At 71.4% G+C, this 16,591-nt stretch carries 23 protein-coding genes; 22 read left to right on the top strand and 1 reads right to left on the bottom strand.

Annotated features, from left to right (window positions below; all coding sequences use genetic code 11):
- Nucleotides 1-50 precede the first annotated feature (50 nt).
- The 20 genes from G5V59_RS00330 (at nucleotide 51) to G5V59_RS00235 (ending at nucleotide 14,127) form a co-directional block, all read left to right on the top strand.
- Nucleotides 51-506, top strand: a complete 456-nt coding sequence (locus tag G5V59_RS00330) for a ParB N-terminal domain-containing protein (RefSeq protein ID WP_341351105.1) — start codon at nucleotides 51-53, stop codon at nucleotides 504-506.
- A 14-nt stretch (nucleotides 507-520) separates the two neighbouring features.
- On the top strand, nucleotides 521-1,042 hold the full coding sequence (locus tag G5V59_RS00325; RefSeq protein ID WP_278255215.1) for a hypothetical protein: 522 nt from the start codon (nucleotides 521-523) through the stop codon (nucleotides 1,040-1,042).
- Between the two features lie 30 nt (nucleotides 1,043-1,072).
- Nucleotides 1,073-1,861: a DNA methyltransferase gene (locus G5V59_RS00320; RefSeq protein ID WP_278259534.1), complete on the top strand. Its 789-nt coding sequence runs from the start codon at nucleotides 1,073-1,075 to the stop codon at nucleotides 1,859-1,861.
- A gap of 236 nt (nucleotides 1,862-2,097) precedes the next feature.
- Nucleotides 2,098-3,240, top strand: a complete 1,143-nt coding sequence (locus tag G5V59_RS00315; RefSeq protein ID WP_278255214.1) for a hypothetical protein — start codon at nucleotides 2,098-2,100, stop codon at nucleotides 3,238-3,240.
- Entirely contained in the window at nucleotides 3,222-5,321 is a 2,100-nt protein-coding gene (locus G5V59_RS00310; protein ID WP_278255213.1) for a hypothetical protein, read from the top strand. Before G5V59_RS00315 ends, G5V59_RS00310 begins: the two co-directional genes overlap by 19 nt.
- Nucleotides 5,321-5,923 (top strand): hypothetical protein, encoded by a 603-nt coding sequence (locus G5V59_RS00305; protein ID WP_278255212.1) that lies wholly within the window; start codon nucleotides 5,321-5,323, stop codon nucleotides 5,921-5,923. Before G5V59_RS00310 ends, G5V59_RS00305 begins: the two co-directional genes overlap by 1 nt.
- Entirely contained in the window at nucleotides 5,920-6,270 is a 351-nt protein-coding gene (locus G5V59_RS00300) for a hypothetical protein (RefSeq protein ID WP_278255211.1), read from the top strand. Before G5V59_RS00305 ends, G5V59_RS00300 begins: the two co-directional genes overlap by 4 nt.
- Nucleotides 6,263-6,619, top strand: coding sequence for a capsid cement protein (locus tag G5V59_RS00295; RefSeq protein ID WP_278255210.1), 357 nt, complete (start codon nucleotides 6,263-6,265; stop codon nucleotides 6,617-6,619). The genes G5V59_RS00300 and G5V59_RS00295 overlap by 8 nt, the downstream gene beginning before the upstream one ends.
- 10 nt (nucleotides 6,620-6,629) lie before the next feature.
- The gene (locus G5V59_RS00290) at nucleotides 6,630-6,881 is read left to right on the top strand and encodes a hypothetical protein (protein ID WP_278255209.1); all 252 of its coding nucleotides are present in this window, start codon (nucleotides 6,630-6,632) and stop codon (nucleotides 6,879-6,881) included.
- Nucleotides 6,784-7,278 carry a hypothetical protein gene (locus tag G5V59_RS00285; protein WP_278255208.1) on the top strand — a complete coding sequence of 165 codons (495 nt, stop codon included), beginning with the start codon at nucleotides 6,784-6,786 and terminating at the stop codon, nucleotides 7,276-7,278. Before G5V59_RS00290 ends, G5V59_RS00285 begins: the two co-directional genes overlap by 98 nt.
- A gap of 51 nt (nucleotides 7,279-7,329) precedes the next feature.
- Nucleotides 7,330-7,554, top strand: a complete 225-nt coding sequence (locus G5V59_RS00280; RefSeq protein ID WP_278255207.1) for a hypothetical protein — start codon at nucleotides 7,330-7,332, stop codon at nucleotides 7,552-7,554.
- A gap of 2 nt (nucleotides 7,555-7,556) precedes the next feature.
- Nucleotides 7,557-8,924: a hypothetical protein gene (locus tag G5V59_RS00275; protein WP_278255206.1), complete on the top strand. Its 1,368-nt coding sequence runs from the start codon at nucleotides 7,557-7,559 to the stop codon at nucleotides 8,922-8,924.
- Nucleotides 8,921-9,343, top strand: coding sequence for a hypothetical protein (locus G5V59_RS00270; protein WP_278255205.1), 423 nt, complete (start codon nucleotides 8,921-8,923; stop codon nucleotides 9,341-9,343). Before G5V59_RS00275 ends, G5V59_RS00270 begins: the two co-directional genes overlap by 4 nt.
- Nucleotides 9,344-9,408: 65 nt before the next feature.
- A complete protein-coding gene (locus G5V59_RS00265) occupies nucleotides 9,409-9,819 on the top strand; it encodes a hypothetical protein (protein WP_278255204.1) in 411 nt (136 codons plus the stop codon).
- A 135-nt stretch (nucleotides 9,820-9,954) separates the two neighbouring features.
- Nucleotides 9,955-11,910 carry a hypothetical protein gene (locus tag G5V59_RS00260; RefSeq protein ID WP_278255203.1) on the top strand — a complete coding sequence of 652 codons (1,956 nt, stop codon included), beginning with the start codon at nucleotides 9,955-9,957 and terminating at the stop codon, nucleotides 11,908-11,910.
- Nucleotides 11,911-12,178: 268 nt separating this feature from the next.
- Nucleotides 12,179-12,979, top strand: a complete 801-nt coding sequence (locus G5V59_RS00255) for a hypothetical protein (protein WP_278255202.1) — start codon at nucleotides 12,179-12,181, stop codon at nucleotides 12,977-12,979.
- Nucleotides 12,980-13,022: 43 nt separating this feature from the next.
- Complete coding sequence (locus tag G5V59_RS00250) at nucleotides 13,023-13,238, top strand: hypothetical protein (protein WP_278255201.1); 216 nt, start codon at nucleotides 13,023-13,025, stop codon at nucleotides 13,236-13,238.
- A gap of 17 nt (nucleotides 13,239-13,255) precedes the next feature.
- Nucleotides 13,256-13,378 carry a hypothetical protein gene (locus G5V59_RS00245; protein ID WP_278255200.1) on the top strand — a complete coding sequence of 41 codons (123 nt, stop codon included), beginning with the start codon at nucleotides 13,256-13,258 and terminating at the stop codon, nucleotides 13,376-13,378.
- Nucleotides 13,357-13,518, top strand: coding sequence for a hypothetical protein (locus tag G5V59_RS00240; protein ID WP_278255199.1), 162 nt, complete (start codon nucleotides 13,357-13,359; stop codon nucleotides 13,516-13,518). Before G5V59_RS00245 ends, G5V59_RS00240 begins: the two co-directional genes overlap by 22 nt.
- A gap of 72 nt (nucleotides 13,519-13,590) precedes the next feature.
- Nucleotides 13,591-14,127: a hypothetical protein gene (locus G5V59_RS00235; protein ID WP_278255198.1), complete on the top strand. Its 537-nt coding sequence runs from the start codon at nucleotides 13,591-13,593 to the stop codon at nucleotides 14,125-14,127.
- A gap of 106 nt (nucleotides 14,128-14,233) precedes the next feature.
- Here G5V59_RS00235 and G5V59_RS00230 read toward each other — a convergent pair whose 3' ends face one another.
- Nucleotides 14,234-14,632 (bottom strand): hypothetical protein, encoded by a 399-nt coding sequence (locus tag G5V59_RS00230; protein WP_278255197.1) that lies wholly within the window; start codon nucleotides 14,630-14,632, stop codon nucleotides 14,234-14,236.
- 323 nt (nucleotides 14,633-14,955) lie between these two features.
- On the opposite strand from G5V59_RS00230, the gene G5V59_RS00225 reads away from it, so the two are divergent.
- Together G5V59_RS00225 and G5V59_RS00220 are read left to right on the top strand one after the other, a co-directional pair.
- Nucleotides 14,956-15,198, top strand: a complete 243-nt coding sequence (locus tag G5V59_RS00225; RefSeq protein ID WP_278255196.1) for a hypothetical protein — start codon at nucleotides 14,956-14,958, stop codon at nucleotides 15,196-15,198.
- A 213-nt stretch (nucleotides 15,199-15,411) separates the two neighbouring features.
- A complete protein-coding gene (locus G5V59_RS00220; RefSeq protein ID WP_278255195.1) occupies nucleotides 15,412-16,509 on the top strand; it encodes an NlpC/P60 family protein in 1,098 nt (365 codons plus the stop codon).
- Nucleotides 16,510-16,591 lie beyond the last annotated feature (82 nt).

The raw sequence follows: 16,591 nt of genomic DNA, 5'->3' as shown, positions 1-16,591 counted from the left end.
ACTCGACGACCAGGGAGGACGCCGCATGCCGCACCCCCTCCGCGACCTGACTGTGCACGACGTGCCGGTCCAGGAGCCTGCGGATCTTCGAGGGGAACGCGCGCCGCGGCGACGTCCAGAAGATCGCCCACTCCCTGCAGGCGAATGGCCAGTACCGGCCGCTCGTCGTGCGCCGCGAGACCAGCGAGGTCCTGGCCGGCAACCACACCTTCCAGGCCGCGCAGTTGCTCGGGTGGGAATCGGTGCTCGTCACCTACCTCGACGGGCTAACCGACGCGCAGGCTCGAAAGATCGTGCTCGTCGACAACAAGAGCAACGACGCCGCCGGGTACGACGACACCGCGCTCGCCCAGCCTGCTCGCCGACATGGACGGCGACTACGACGGAACCGGCTTCGACGACGGCGTGGAGATCCAGGAGCCTGCTCGACCTTCTCGCGCCCGAGCCGGCCGGCGGGAACACGGACGTCGACGACGTCCCCGACGCGCCGACCTACGCACCGCTGACACTGCCCGGCGAGGTGTGGTTGCTCGGCGATCACCGCCTGGTCGTCGGAGACTCCACGGACCCCAGCGTCATCGCCGCGGCCACCGACGGGCGTCTCGCCGACCTCGTCGTCACGGATCCCCCTACAACGTGGCCTACGAAGGCCGCACCCAGGACAAGCCTGGCGATCGCCAACGACGAGATGAGCGACGCAGCGTTCGGCGACTTCCTGCAGCGCGCGTTCACCGCGGCGCTCACGAACACCAGCGCCGGCGGCGCGATCTACGTGTTCTACGCCTCGGCCGAGACGCCGAACTTCCGGCGCGGCCTGAGCGAGGGCGGCTGGCTCTACAAGCAGGACCTCGTCTGGATCAAGGACCGGTTCGTGCTCTCGCGCCAGGACTACCACTGGCAGCACGAGCCCGTGCTCTACGGCTGGAAGCCCGGCGCCGCTCACCGTTGGTACGGCGGCTTCACGCCGGCGACCGTCGTCGACGACCAGGCTCGACCCGACGGCGCTCAAGAAGAAGACGAAGGCGGAACTCCTCGAGCCTGATCGGTCGACTCTAACGCGACCACGACGGCCATCCGTGAGCCACGCCCGGCGCGGAACGAGGACCACCCAACCAGCAAGCCGGTCGCCCTGATCGCCCGCTTGATCAGGAACTCCAGCGCCGCCGGCGACCTGGTGCTCGACCCCTTCGGCGGATCCGGGTCCACACTGCTCGCCGCGCACACCACCCGCCGGCGCTGCGCCACCGTCGAGCCTCGACCCCCGCTACGCCGACGTCATCGCACGACGGTGGCAGGCCCACACCGGCGTCCTGCCCGTCCGGGAGAGCACCGGGCAGGCCGTCGACTTCCTCGCCCACCACGAGCAGTGGAGGGAGCACGCCCAGGAGGTGAGCCTGATGCCGCCAGCCTGGACGACCGCCCAAGCTCGAGCTCGACGACCAGGCTCCGCGGCCGGATCATGGCGATGGTCCGCATGGGCGCCTTCCCCGAGCGCGCGGCCGTTGCGTGCGGGGTCAGCGCCCGCAGCCACTACGCGTGGCAGGAGAAGGGCCTCGAGGAGCGAGCGCACCGCGAGGCCGGCAAGAAGCCCCGCGTGACCTACGAGGCGTACCTCGACTACGTCGACGCTCTCGACCAGGCCGTCGCCGAGGCCGAGATGATGATGCTCGGGAAGATCTCCCAGGGCGGCGACGCCTGGAAGGCCAACTTCGCCCTCCTCGAGCGTCGGTTCCGCGACCGCTGGGGAGCGAAGCCTCCGCCCGCCCCAGTCGCCTCCTCGGGTCCGGCGACGGGCGCCAAGACCACGCCGCTCGACCAGGTGGGCCAGCGGCGCGAGCAGCGACGTGTCAAGAAGGCCTGAGGTCGACCCGAGGCGCCTGCAGGGGATCCCGCGGGTCAAGTGGTCGCAGAAGCCGGCCGGCAGCAACACGGAGGACGCGTCGGACGCGATCCTCCTCGCGAGCGGGTACGGGCTGTTCCCCGACCCCTGGCAGGTCGACATCCTCAACTCGTGGATGCGCCGCCGACGCGACCACAAGTGGGTGCACAAGTCGTGCGGCCTCTCGTGCCCCCGGCAGAACGGCAAGAACGGCGTCGTTGAGGTCCGCGAGGCTCTTCGGGCTGATCTACCTCGGCGAGTACATCCTCCACACCGCCCACGAGCTCAAGACGAGCCGCAAGGCCTTCAAGCGCCTGAAGCACTTCTTCGGCGAGAAGCGCGACGACCCCGAGGCCAAGTTCCCCGAGCTCAACGCCCTCGTCGCCGAGGTCCGCAACACCAACGGCCAGGAAGCGATCGTCCTCAAGGACATCTGGCTCGTTGACGGCGTCGAGGTCCGCTCGGTCGGCCGGCCGACCGGCGACGACGTCGAGCACGTCGCACGCGGCGGCGCGATCGAGTTCTCTACCCGCACCGGCGGCGGCGGCCGCGGCACGACCTACGACCTGCTGATCGTCGACGAGTGCCAGCACCTCGCCGAGGAGGACCTGGCCGCGATCCGGCCCGTCATCTCGTCTGGCGCGCTCGGCAACAGCCAGGTCATCTACCTCGGCACGCCGCCCGACCCCGACAAAGGCTCTCCCAAGGCTTCGGCGAGGCATGGACCCGGATCCGCGGCAACGCCGGCACCGTCAAGACGCAGAGCCTGGATCGAGTACGGCGCACCCGACGGCCCACGGCCCGACCTCGACGACATCGGGCTCCTGTTCGCCTGCAACCCCGCGCTCGACATCCGCCACGGCAACGGGGCGCACGGCCTCGACTTCGAGACCGTCGACGGCGAGCGCGTCGACCTCGACCCCGACGACTACGCCCGCGAGCGGCTCGGGTGGTGGGGCAACCCCGAGGCGAAGAGCCACCGGGGAGTGATCGACATGGACCAGTGGCGCAGCCTCACGGTCGCCGGCGACGACCTACCGACCCGCGGCCTGATCGTCGTCGACGTCGCGCCCGACCTCTCTCACACCACGGTCGCGATCGCAACGGACGGCCCCGACGGCAAGCCGCTCGGCCTGGTCGACCGCCACGAGGGCACCGGCTGGGTGATCAAGGTCGACGACGACGGCCGAGCCCGGGGCCGGCTCCCCCAGGCTCGCCAGGGACCTCGACAAGGTCCTCGAGCTCGCGCTGACCCCGACAGCGCACATGTTCGCGGCCGCGCTCACCAAGGCGAAGATCCCGTTCAAGAAGTCGACGCCGAGCGACGTCGGCGCCAGCCTGCATGGCCGTGCAGCAGATGATCACCGACAGCCAGGTCGCCCACCTCGCGCAGCCGAGCCTCGACATCGCGGCCAAGTCGGCCATCACGAAGTACGTCGGCGACACCCAGCAGTGGGACCGGCGAAACCGCAAAGCTCGACATCAGCCCGCTCGTCGCCTACAGCGTCGCCGTCCACCGGTGGTCGCTCGAGACGGCCAAGAAGGTCGACGTCGGAACTCCACGCCGCCACCGCACCGCGCAGGCGGCCAGCGAGGCGCCCAGGGCGGCCAGGACGGCCGCTGCCGCCCCCGCCCGGCGCCAAGCCCGCGGCGGCGGCTTCGACCCCCGCAGCAGCGGCTTCTAGGAGGTACGAGTGGCCGACGACGTCACCCCCCGCCGACAACACCCCCACCGGAGGACCCGTCCGGGAGCGCGGCTACGCCAACGCGAACCCGGGCCAGTGGTGGGCCGACCTGCAGAGCGAGCGCACCCCCGAGTCTGCGCTGGCCGCAGTGCCTCGAGGTGTTCGAGGCGATGGTCGACCAGGACGGCATGGTCGACAGCACCCTGTCCGCGCTCGTCACCCCGATTCTCCGCGCCGGCTGGCGCATCGACGGGACCGGATGCCGCCCGGAGGTCACCGCCCACGTCGCCGGCGACCTCGGTCTCCCGATCGTCGGCCAGGGCACCGAGGCCCCGCGCGGGCGAACCCGCGGCCGGTTCTCCTGGACCGAGCACCTCGCGATCGCCGTGCCCGATCACCTGCAGTACGGCCACGCACCGTTCGAGCAGGTCTACCACCCGCCCGGCGCCGACGGGCTCTACCACCTCCGCAAAGCCGGCTACCGCCCGCCGCGCTCGATCGCGGCCTGGAACATCGCCCGCGACGGCGGACTCATCTCGATCCAGCAGCACCCGCCCGGATACGCCTCCCCCGGCGTTGGCGGGTGGATCTCGACCACTCCCGGAAACACGCTCCCCGTCAACCGCCTGGTCGTCTACGTGCACCGCAAGAAGGGCAGCAACTGGCCCGGCCGGTCGGTGCTGCGCCCGGGGTACAAGAACTGGCTCCTCAAGGACCGCTTCCTCCGCCTGCTCGCCCAGGTCGCCGAGCGCAACGGCATGGGCCTCCCGGTGTACACCGCGGCCACCAACGACCAGGGCGACATCGACGCCGGCGAGGAGATCTCCGCCGCGGCGCGGGCCGGCGACGACGCAGGGATCTCCCTCCCCCACGACGCGAAGTTCGCCCTGCAGGGCGTCACCGGGACCCTGCCCGACCTGCTCGCCAACATCCGCTACCAGGACGAGCAGATCGCGCGGTCCATGCTCGCCAACGTCCTCAACCTCGGCCAGGCCCGCGGCACCGGATCGTGGGCGCTCGGCGTCACCCTCAACGACGTCCTCTCCCTGGCCATCGAGGCGATCGCCGAGAACATCCGCGACACCGCGACCAGCCACATCATCGAGGACCTCGTCGACCTCAACTACGGCCCCGACGAGCCGGCGCCGCGACTCGTGTACGACGAGATCGGCTCCAAGACCGACGGCATCATCGGCGCCGTCGCGCAGGCTCGTCACCGCCGGCGTGCTCAAGCCGGACGAGGACCTCGAGACCTTCATCCGCACCACCATCGGCCTCCCGCCGCGTGGTGGCGACCCCATCACCGCGGACCCCGAGGAGGCCCCGTGAAGAACCGCACCACCCTCGCTCGGCTGCAGAGCCGCGCCCAGGCGTACGCCGCCCGCCAGGCGCAGACGCGCGTCGTCATCGTCCGCACCGAGACGCCGGCGGAGCCCGCCGGCGACGACGCGGAGAACCCCGCCCCCGCCCGCGTCTCGGCCGAGCCTGTGGCTCTACGGCACCGTCGGCGGCTACTGGTGGGGCTTCGACAGCGACGACGTCGCCGACGCCCTCCGCGCGCTCGGCGACGTCGACGAGATCCTCGTGCGCCTGCACGGCTTCGGCGGCAGCGCGATCGAGGGGATCGCGATCGCCAACCTGCTCGCCAACCACCCGGCCACCATCCGCATCGTCGTCGACGGCCTCGCCGCCTCCGCCGCCTCCATGATCGCGCTCGCCGGCGCCGAACTCGTCATGAGCCCCGGATCCCAGCCTGATGGTCCACGACGCCTGGATGTGCACCTGCGGCAACGAGGCCGAGCCTCCTGGCCGACGCCGCCTGGATCGGCAAGCAGTCCACCAACTACGCCGAGACCTACGCCCACCGCACCGGCAAGACCGCCGCCGAGTGGCGCGAGATCATGCGCGCCAACAACGGCGACGGCACCTGGTACTCCGCGCAGGAGGCCGTCGACGCCGGCCTCGCCGGCCGCGTCGCCAACATCGCCTCGACGACGCCCCCGCCGCCCATGCCCGAGCCCGCCGACCTCGACGACGACCTCGAGGCTCGCCGCGGCCGCCGAGTGGGACCTCGAAGTCCTCCTCCACCCCGCCGCCCTCGCGGCGTGGTCCAGCCTGGCACCACCGCAGCGGTGCCCCCAAGCCCCCGACCGCGTCCGCGGGCGGGTCCACCAACACGCAAGGAACGGAGACCGCGATGGCGTTCACGCCCGAGCAGACTCACCACCATGCGGCAGGAGCTCGGCCTCGCCGAGACCGCGGACGAGGCCACCATCGTGGCGGCCCTGTCCGAGGCGCTCGCCGAGGGTGCCGAGGAGAACCCGGCCGCTCCCCCGACCCAGGCTCGCACCCGGCATGAGCCTGGTCGAGACCTCGGTCCTCGACACCCTGCGCACGCAGGCCGCCCAGGGCGCGCAGGCCCGCCAGCAGCAGGCTGACCGAGCACCGCGACCGCACGATCAACGCCGCCATCACCGACGGCAAGATCCTCGCCTCCCGCAAGGAGCACTACGAGGCCATGTGGGCCGCCGACGCCACGGGCACCGAGCAGGCTCCTCGCCCAGGCTCGCCCCCGGCCTGGTCCCGGTCAACGAGGTCGGCCACGACACCCCGCCCGCCGAGTCGGTCACCGCCGGCGTCAGCGACGACGCGCTCGACACGTTCGCCGCCGGCCTCGGCCTCAAGAAGGAGGACCTCCGTGTCTGACTACCTGCCGAAGTTCACCGGCCCCTACACGCAGACGGCCACCGCCGCGGTCGTGGGCGGCCGGATCGTCACCGCCGGCGGCGCGGTCGCGGGCGCCAACGCCACCGACTTCGTCGGCATCGCGTCCAAGGACGCCAAGGTCGGCGAGTCGTACACCGTGTTCTCCGGTCCGGTCGAGCGGCCCCAGGCCGCCGGTCCGCTCGCCAAGAGCACCCTCGTCAAGTGCGCCGCCAACGGCCAGGTGACGACGTTCGTGGACGGCACCGACGCCGTCACCCGTCTCGTGGGCGTGACCCTCGAGGCGGCCGCCAACGCCGGCGACAAGGTCGCCGTCCACTGGTTCCGCTGAGGAGGAACAGATGACCCTCTACACCCCGCCGGCGCCCGTCGTGGCCGGCACCAACATCACGGTCTCGTACCTGGTGAACAACCCCGAGACTCATCCAGCGCACCCTCCGTGCGCTGGTGCTCAAGCGGCTGATCGGCGGGCGCCTCCTCAAGGGCCGCGTCGACGTGACCGGCTCGGGCGCCGCCATCTTCGAGACGGGCGAGTCGATCTTCGCCAACGACGTCGCGGAGATCGTCGAGGAGCCTCGCGGAGTACCCGCTGACCGACGACGGCGACCCGTCCCTGTCGGTGTTCACCGTCGACAAGTACGGCCTCGCGACCGACATCCCGAACACGCTGATCAAGCGCAACCGGATGGACATCCTGAGCCGGCGCCTCGTCAAGATGGCCAACCGCGTCGTCTTCGGCTTCGACGCCCGGTGCCTGTCCGCGATCGCCTCGGGCGTCACGCAGACCCAGGCCGTTACCGCGGCCTGGAACACGGCCAACGCCGACCAGGCTGCTCGACGTCCTGCTCGCCGGCGCTCTCGTCGACACCCTCGACGAGGGCTTCGCCGTCGACGCGATCGCGCTCAAGCCGGTCCCGTGGGCCCGGCTCGTCGCCTCGACCAAGGTCCTCGAGAGCCGGCCCCGCGAGGGCGCCGACAACCCGCTCGTGACCGGCACGCTGCTCAGGCTTCGCCGGCCTCGACTTCCTCAAGACCAACGCGATGCCCGCCGGCGTCGAGGTCATGCTGGCCGACTCGCAGCGAACTCGGCTCGATCATGGTCGAGGACCAGGGCGGCAACTACCAGGGCTCCTACGCCGACGTCGAGGGCGTCGAGTCCAAGGTCATCCCGCTCGACAAGCGCGACGGCGTCCGGATCCAGGTCCGCAAGGCCCAGGAGCCGGTGCTCAACGAGCCCGGCGCCGGCGTCGACTCGTGGGGGTCTGAGCATGGAGATCTTCATCAGCAAGGCCGCGCTGACCGTCGTCCGCCTCGAGGACGGCCGGCGCGTCAACGTCCACAAGGGCCGCGCGGTGCCGTCGAGCGCCGACCAGGCCGACGTCGACCGGCTCCTCGAGGAGGACTTCCTCGAGGTCATCGAGGTACACCAGCCCGAGGACGACGAGCCCGACGAGGACCTCGACGACTTCGACCTCCACGACGACGAGGAGGGGCCGGTGGCGGTCGACGACTACCCGTCGTACGCGACGCAGCCGCGCCCCGACGGCTGGGAGACCTTCTCCGACGACGAGAAGCGCGCCTACGTCTACGGCCCGCTCACGGAGGGCGACGACGACGTGCCGCCGCCCGCCGTCGACGTCGCCGGGATCCTCGAGAACACCACCGCCGAGGTCCTGGCGGTGGTCGGCAGCAACGCGGAGCTCGCCGCACAGCCTGCTGCCGGCGGAGCAGGCCGCGGCGAAGCCCCGCAAGGGCCTCGTCGAGGGGCTCGAGGCCGTCATCGCGGCCGCCGCCGAGGGGACCGGCAGCGACTGATGTCCGGCCTCACCACGACGACCCTGGCCTACGTCCGCACCGCGGCCGGGGTCGTCAAGGTGCCCGCTGGGGAGCACGTGCCGGAGGACGTGCTCCCCAGCGAGGTCCTGCGCCTCACGACCGCGCGGGTCCTCGTCGACGCCCCCAGCGGGAACGGACACGACCAGGTCGACGAGCACGACCAGGTCGACGAGCACGACCAGGTCGACGAGCACGACCAGGTCGAAGTCGCCGGGCCGAAGCCGGTGGCGCCGAAGGCCCGCCGGCCGCGGAAGCCGGCGCAGGAGAGCCTGAGGAGCGACATGGCCCTGACTGGACTCCTCGGCGACGTGACGCAGAGCCGGGTCGCCGGACTGCTGAACGAGCGCCGGCCCGGGATCCTCGACAGCGAGGATGCCGATCAGGTCGCCAGGTACGAGGCCCGCGTCAGGGGCGCCGCCGTCCAGGTGGTGCTCCTGACCGGGCTCGACCCCATCCCGGGCGCCGTGCGCGAGCTCGCCGTGGAGGCGATCGCCTGCCAGACCGGCAGCGAGATCGAGTACGCCGAGTACCCCGAGCAGCAGGTCGCCGGCGACGACGGCCGCGGGTACCACCTGCACCAGCGTTACCTCGAGTTGCTCGCACAGGCTGCAGCGCATCATCGACAACGCCGGCGGTGTCGTACCCCCGGACGGCACAACCACCCTGCGCGGACGACCCCGCGGACGATTCCCCGCTCCCCAGCCCTACCCCGACCCCGCCTACGTGCGCGGCCCGGGAGGTTTCCGGTGCTGACCGCCGAGGCCGACGTCAGCCGGCTGCAGGCTGCGCGACATCATTGAGCGGCTCGAGGAGCCCCGCGACCTCCACAAGATCATGGGCGAGGCTCCTCGTCGACTTCGAGCGCCAGGTCTTTGCGACCCGCGGCCGCGGCACCTGGGAACCCGACGACCCGGTCACGATCGCGGGCAAGGGCAGCAGCCGCGTGCTGCACGACACCGGCGACCTGCTCGACGCCCTCACTACCCCGCGCACCGAAGGCGAGTCCGAGGTCGTCGACCAGGGCGACGCCTACTACGCGATCTTCCACCGCCTCGGTTCGCGCGGCATGCCGCGACGGGACCCGGCGCCCGAGCCCTCCGACTCCGACGTCGAGGGCTGGGCCAACCAGCCTGCTCGCCTTCATCGTGGACGGCACCCGATGACCGGCATCGTCTCCGTCGACGAGTTCGTGCGTTGCGCTCGAGGACACCCTGCGTGAGCACCTGCGGCCGACGATGACCGCGCTCGGCTTCGACCACGGCGACGTCGTTACCTGGCAGCAGCTTGCCCACGGTCGAGGCACTGACCAGCGCCAACCTGCCCGGTGTCGCGATCACCGCCCCCGGCATTGCTGAGCCGCCTTCGTACTCCAGGTCGTCCAAGGCCTGGTCGGCCACCTGGCGGATGGCCGCCGGCATCTACGTCCGCGGCCGAGACCACGCCGAGACGCAGAAGCTCGTCCGCGACTGGGTCGCCGGGATCCGCATGACCGTGCTCACCCACCGCACCCTCGGCGGAGTCGCCAGGTCCCTGACCTGGACCGGCGAGGAGTACGGCGTCCGACCCGCACGCGAGAACGCTCGAACGCTCGCCGCCGGCGCGGTGGCCATGACGGTTACCGCCACCATCCCCGAACCCACCATCGGCGCCCTGCCGCTGGTGCAGTCCACGCCGACATCCCTGTCGGTCCAGTAACCCAGGAGGAACCGTGACGCGACCGCAGATCGTCGTCAACGTCGCCGCTGCGCTGCAGCGCCGCGGCGCACCCACCGACACCGGCGTCGCCTTCATGGTGTACGCCGGCGCCACCGGCTCGACCGACCCGGTCGAGTGCCTGACCAAGACCGCAGCGACGGCCGCCGGCGCTCCGAGTACCGTCGCCGAGTTCGTCAGCGACGCGCTCAACCAGGGCGCTCCCAAGGTGGTGCTCCTCCGCGCGACCGCCATCGACGCCGGCGCCGTCACGGAGGCCGAGTGGAAGGCAGCGCTGGCCGGCTCGTGCCCGACCTCGGGCCGGGCCAGGTCCTCATTCCCGGCGTCGCCACGTCCGCGGCCCACGCCGCGCTCATCGACCACGCCGAGACGTTCCCGACCCGCACCGTCCTCCTCGACACCGAGGTCGACGCCACGGCCGCCGAGATCACCGCGCTTGCCGCCGGCCTGCGCGCCAGCGGCGGCGCCGAGCGGGCCGGCCTGTTCGCCGGCTGGGCCGTCATGCCCGCGCCCGGCAACGCCACCCGCAACGTGCCCGGCAGCGTCATCGCCGCCGGCCTCTGCGGCCGCAACGACGCCACCGTCGGCCACGCCAACAGCGCGCCCGCCGGCGACCAGGGCCGCGGCGCCGGCTTCGTCACTGGCGCCGCCGGCCTGGCGGTCAACTACAGCGACACCGAGCACGACACGCTCCACGACGCCGGCGTCTGCGTGTTCCGTACCTACCACGGCCAGCCGCAGGCTCTACGGGTGGGTGGCGTTGTCCGACCAGGCCGAGTTCCGCCACCAACTTCGGCCGCATGGCGATGCAAGCTCGCCGCCGGGATCTCCGCCGGCGCGGAGAAGTTCCTGTTCCGCCAGATCGACGGTCAGGGCCTCCTCTTCAGCGAGTCTCGAGGGCTTCCTCCGCGGATACCTCGTGCCGCTGTGGGAGGGTCGCGCGCTCTTCGGCGCCACGGCAGCCGACGCCTTCGACGTCGACGTCAAGGGCGTCAACGACGCCACCACGATCGCCGCGGGCGAGCCTGCGCGCCGCCGTGGCCGTCCGACTCACCCCGCACGCGGAGAAGGTCGTCATCTCCGTGGTCACCAGCATCGCCGAAGGGATCAGCGCATGAGCACCCAGGACCAGTACCACGTGACCGTCAGCATCGACGGCAACCCGATCGGGGTCTTCGACTCCCGCGGAGGCGGGGAGACGACCGCCGAGGTCAACAAGCGCAACACCGGCGAGGGCATGAAGCCTTTACCGCAGCCGCCCGACCACGGGCGACTGCACCGTCACCCGCGGCTACGAGCGCGAGCGCGACCACGAGTCCGATCCGCCGCCTGCGCGGCCGCGTCGGCAAGGCGGTCATGACCGTCAACGAGCAGCCCCTGGACGACGACGGCAACGCCTGGGGCGCGCCGACGACGTACACCGGCATCCTGTCCGGCGTGAACGGCGGCGAGACCGACGCGGACTCCAGCGACCCGCGCGACGTCGAGTCTCACGATGGTCACGAAGGCGGTGTCCTGATGAGCGACACCTTCGTCGACGAGTTCGACGAGTCTCACCAGCCCGCCGGCCGAGGACGAGACCGGCGGCGCGGGCGCAGTCCCCGCCGCCCCGTCGTCGACGCTCGCGGGACTCCGCGCTCGCGTCGCGGCCGCCAAGCAGCGACCTGCACCTCGACTGCGAGGTGCCGCGCCTCGACCCGCCGGTCTACGTCCGCTTCAAGCCGACCACCCAGCACCGCCTCAACGCCGCGGGCAAGATGGCCGGCAAGCCTCCGCAGCAGGAGCGACGGCGACATCGTCGCCAACGCCGGCATCCTCGTCGACGCCTGCGTCGGCGTGTTCGAGGTCATCGACGGCCGGAGGTCTCCGTCGACCCCGACGACCGCGACGGTGAGTGGCCGAAGTTCGACCCCCGGCTTGCCGCACTGCTCGGCATCAGCACGAACAAGGCATCCGACGTCGTGCGCGCGCTCTACCTCACCGACGGCGACATCATCTCCACGGTCACGAAGTCTGGGCGTCTGGTCCGGTTACGCGCAGGAGGAGCTCGAGCGGGACCCCGAGGGAAACTGACCGGCGACCCCGCCGTCGTCGAGGCGGCGGCGGTCGCCATCAACCACGGGCTCGACCCCCTCTGGTACCTCGGGCTGAACCCGCTCGACCAGGGCCTCGTCACCGCAGCCCTGAACCGCGCCCAGGAGCCTCCGCAGACTCCCGAGAGAAGAACCTGGCCGACTACGTCGCCGGCAAGACCGCGGGCCTGACCGCGCGCTCCATCACGCGGTGGATCGCACGCGCCTTCAAGTCCAAGACGTAGCAGCCCAAGGGAGGAGGTGGCCACATGGCGGATCGCGAAGTCGGGATCCGGCTCAGGCTGCGTGACCGCCAGAAGGTCGCCCGTGGACTGAGCGACACCGAGTCCGCGGCCGAGGAGGTCGCCGACGCCACCGAGAAGATCGGCCCTGCCGGCGAGAAGGCGTCGCGTGGCCTTGCCAAGGCCACCGCCGCCCGGTTCGCGCGGGGCTTCCGCGCGATCCTGGGCGGCGCGAAGGGGGTCGCCGGCTTCCTTGGCCGCGGGCTGGTGAGCAGCGCCAAGACCGGCGCGATCGGGCTCAGCATCCTGACCGTCGGCCTTGCCGGAGTGTCGGCGAAGGCGATCAACCTGTCGTCCGACGCCCGCGAGACCTCATCTGCCTTCGACACCGTGTTCGGGCCAGCCGCCGACCGCGTCGGCGGCCGGCTCGACAAGCTCACAGCCCGGTTCGGGCTCTACAACCCCGAGTCTGCAGGACGCCGCGCGCCAGTTCGGGGTGTTCGGCAAGGCGGCCGGCATCCCGCAGAAGGAGCTCGGTCGGTTCTCGACCAGCCTGGTCAAGGCCGGCCTCGACCTGAGCTCCTTCTACAACAGCGACCCGGGCGAGACCTTCGCTGCGCTGCAGTCCGGGCTCGCCGGCGAGGCCGAGCCGCTCCGCGCATTCGGCATCTTCATCTCCGACGCCTCGATGAAGGCCGAGGCCGCCGCGATGGGGCTGACCGGCACCCTGACGGAGCAGCAGAAGGTGATGGTGCGCCAGCGGCTCATCATGAAGAACCTCGGCGACGCCCAGGGCGACCTGGCGCGGACCTCGCAGGGCTTCGCTAATCAGCAGCGCGCCGCGTCTGGCAACGCCAAGACCTTCCTGACCATGCTCGGCGGCCCGCTCACCACCGCCGCGACCGGCGCCTTCCGCGGCTTCAACGCGATCGCCAAGGTCGGGATCCGTGAGCTCAAGAACGCCCTGCCCGGCCTCGAGAAGGACGCCGGCACCCTGTCGAGGCGCTTCGCCCGCTGGGGCACCCAGGCTCGCCCGGGACCTGCCCGGAGCGATCGATGCTGCCGGGGCGAAGTGGGACGAGCCTGAAGGGCAAGTTCAGCGGCGTGAGCATGGGCGACGCCGGCACCCAGGCTCAGCGACCTCGCAGACAACGTCAAGGACCTGGCCCCCGCGATGTCCGCGCTCGGCGACGAGCCTGCCCGGCGTGCGCGACACGCTCGCAGTGACCGGCGTCGTCACCGGCTTCCTCGCCGACCACGTCGACACCCTGAGCAAGCCTGATGCCATACCTCGTCGCCGGCTACATCGCGATCAAGGTCGCCCAGGCTCGCCGCCAACGTCGTGCTCGCCGCCTCCCTCCCGCTGAAGATCGCCGAGCTCGCAACCAACCGCCAGGCTGACGAAGAGCAACCAGGCGCTCGTCGCGTCCCGCGCCGCGGTGACCACCGGCGCCGTAGTCGACACCGCAGCGACCGCCACCAACACCGCCGCTCAGAACACCGGCATCATCGCCCGAGCCCGGGCCGTCGTCGCCATGACCGCGCAGAAGGTCGCGCGACTCGCCGTCTCGGCCGCGACGAAGGCCGCCGCGGCGGCGCAGTGGCTCCTCAACGCGGCGTTCCTGGCCAACCCGGTGGGCGCCGTGATCCTCGGCCTGGTCGCGCTCGGCGGGCTGTTCGTGCTGCTCTACAAGAAGGTCGGCTGGTTCCGCGACGGCGTCAACTTCCTGTGGAACAACGCACTGAAGCCCCTCGGGAAGTTCATCGCGACGATCTTCATCGGCCACCTGGAGTCTGCTCGCCAAGGCCTGGCTCACCGTCGGGATCTTCGGGATCCGGGCCTTCCGCTGGCTCGTGACGGCAGCGTTCAACGCCTTCGACGCCATCCTGTCGGCGGCCGAGAAGGGCCTGGGGTGGGTCCCGGGGATCGGAGACAAGATCAAGGGCGCCCGGGCCGCGTTCACCGAGTTCGGTGACAAGGTGACTGCCAAGCCTGCAGCGCGTCGAGAACAGCCTCGAGCGGGCCAAGAACAAGGTCGACGAGCTCGGCCGCAAGCACGTCACCCCGACCGTGACCGTGACCTACCGGACCCGCAGCGACGGCGTCACCCCGGTGAACAAGTTCGCTGCCGAGCCTCGACGGCACCCGCGCTGCAGGTGGCCCGGTCGTCGCGGGCAAGACGTACCTCGTCGGAGAGAAGCGGCCCGAGTCTGTTCGTCCCCGACACCGACGGCCAGATCATTCCCGACGTGCGGCGCGTCAGTGCGCCGGGCGTCGTGCAGCCGTCGATGCCCACGCCCTGGGGAGCCAACGACATCGACAGACTCCCTGCTCGCCGACAACGACACCACGCTGACCGCAGGTCCGGCGTGGCCGGGAGGCCCGATCGTCCTGCAGGCTCGTGGTCGACCGGAAGGTACTCGCCGAGGCCGTGCTCGACGACGTCGACAGCCGGGTGGCACGCCGGTGACCGTCACCATCAGGCCGGTCAGCCCGCTCGGCTCAGCCGTCGCGTTCGGGCCGACCGATTTCGAGGGCGACACCGGCGGGGTTGGTGGCTGGGAGTCTCTCGCCCGCCCCCGCCGGCGCCCGGCCGCGGGATGGGTCGGTACGCCGGAGCGCACGATCGCTCTCCCGCTGATCGTCGACGGCCTCGAAGGCAGCAACCGGCCCGGCGTGGACCGCGTGGTCGAGACGGAGCCTTGCCCGGATCCGCTCGTGGGGCCAGGCCGTCGCGAGCACGCGTCAGCCTCCGATCCTGCAGGTCTTCGGTGTACGACGGGTCGCGACCACGGACAGGTGGGTGCTCCAGGAGATCGAGTGGGGCCCGTACCTCACCGACGACGCGGGCCGTGTGGTCCAGCAGGAGCTCACGCTGACGCTCCTGCAGTACGAGACCCCGACGCTCCTGCAGGGCCCCGCCAAGAAGGTCCGCAGCGCGAACCCGCCGAAGGCCTCGAGCACGAAGGGCGGCAAGGGCAAGGGCAAGGGCGGGAAGGGCGGCAAGGGCAAGGGCGGTCGGACCAAGAAGCGGAAGCGGAAGTAGTGGTCGACCTCGACACCCTGCGCCAGCAGGTCACGCTCGTGAACAACAACGTCGGCCGGAAGGTCGGGCTCCTCGACGCGATCGTCGCCCCGCCCGTCATGTCGCTGACCATCGACGGCGCGTCGACGCTCACGCTCACCGTTGCCGACCACGAGCGAAAGTCTCATCAACGACCCGACCATCGACGAACGGTCGTGGGCGATCGTCGACGGCGTGCACTTCGGTCTCGTGGCCATCGGGAAGTCCGAGGACACGATCACGCTCACGCTCGAGGACGCGATCGTCGCTGCGCTGCGTCGGCACACCAAGCCCCTGTCGGTGGCGGCGAACAAGACCACGCGCAGGGGCTTCGCCGTCCGCCTGGCCAAGGAGGCCGGCGTGAAGTACTCCATCGACCCCGGGCACCCCGAGAAGGTCCACAACCCCCTGCAGCGCTCGGCCGACGGCCAGGTCAGCAACTCGTGGGAGGTCCTCGGATCCGACGTCGCCGAGCCCATCAACTGGCGCCGCTTCAGCGACGGCCAGCAGACTCGTGCTCGGCGGCGACGCGTGGCTCAAGACCGGGTACAAGAAGCCCGTCGCGATCCGCGAGAACGTCGGGGGCGTCGGGTCGATCGACTTCGACCTCGACGTCGGGAAGCGGGCAAGCACCGCCAAGGTCACCGTCGACACCAGCCTGATCTCCTTCGCCCCCGGCGCGCCGGTCATCCTCTCCCAGGCTCGGCCCGGCTGACGGGACGTGGATCGTTTCCTCCTTCACGCGACCGCTCACCACCACCCGCGGCGAGTCTCGAACTCGTGCGCGAGCGGAAGGTCCTCAAGGAGCCGAAGGCGACCGGCGGCGGCCGCGGCCGCAAGAAGTCCAGCCGCGAAAAGGGCGACCCGGACTACCTGCCCGGGCAGGGCGGCAAGGGCGGCGGCGGCCGCGCCGGCAACGCCGCCCGCGAGCGCATGGTGCAGTTCGCCCTCGCGCAGAACGGCAAGCCCTACGTGTGGGGCGGCAACGGGCCTGGAGGCTACGACTGCTCGGGACTCGTTCAGGCCGCCTCACGGGCGGCCGGGAAGACCCTCGGGAAGCCGGCGGCCAGCCAGTGGGCCACCTGCCGCTCCGCCGGCAAGACGATCTCGATCCGCGATGCCCTCGGGATCAGGGGCGCCCTGCTGTTCCGGATCGGGTCGGGCGAGTACAACCACGTGGCGATCTCGCTCGGCAACGGGTCGACCGTCGAGGCCCGCGGCAGGGCCTACGGGTGCGGCGTCTTCGGAGGCGCAGCCGGCCGAGGATGGACAGGAGCAGCACTGTGGCTCTAGACGCCTTCGAGCAGCCTGCGCGGTCGCCCGCCGAAGATCGATCGCCCCCCGGTCACCGCCCGCGTCACCAAGGTCACCGACG

The sequence above is a fragment of the Nocardioides convexus genome (assembly GCF_011090295.1).
This window is presented reverse-complemented; position numbering and strand designations above follow the sequence as displayed.

Excerpts from the sequence above, each read along its gene's own strand:
- G5V59_RS00305 (WP_278255212.1), top strand. The coding sequence starts at position 5,321 with ATGGTCCACGACGCCTGGATGTGCACCTGCGGCAACGAGGCCGAGCCT.
- G5V59_RS00230 (WP_278255197.1), bottom strand. The coding sequence starts at position 14,632 with ATGGTGACGGTCACCGGCGTGCCACCCGGCTGTCGACGTCGTCGAGCA.
- G5V59_RS00255 (WP_278255202.1), top strand. The coding sequence starts at position 12,179 with ATGGCGGATCGCGAAGTCGGGATCCGGCTCAGGCTGCGTGACCGCCAG.
- G5V59_RS00290 (WP_278255209.1), top strand. The coding sequence starts at position 6,630 with ATGACCCTCTACACCCCGCCGGCGCCCGTCGTGGCCGGCACCAACATC.
- G5V59_RS00275 (WP_278255206.1), top strand. The coding sequence starts at position 7,557 with ATGGAGATCTTCATCAGCAAGGCCGCGCTGACCGTCGTCCGCCTCGAG.
- G5V59_RS00300 (WP_278255211.1), top strand. The coding sequence starts at position 5,920 with ATGAGCCTGGTCGAGACCTCGGTCCTCGACACCCTGCGCACGCAGGCC.
- G5V59_RS00280 (WP_278255207.1), top strand. The coding sequence starts at position 7,330 with ATGCCCGCCGGCGTCGAGGTCATGCTGGCCGACTCGCAGCGAACTCGG.
- G5V59_RS00250 (WP_278255201.1), top strand. The coding sequence starts at position 13,023 with ATGCTCGGCGGCCCGCTCACCACCGCCGCGACCGGCGCCTTCCGCGGC.
- G5V59_RS00310 (WP_278255213.1), top strand. The coding sequence starts at position 3,222 with ATGGCCGTGCAGCAGATGATCACCGACAGCCAGGTCGCCCACCTCGCG.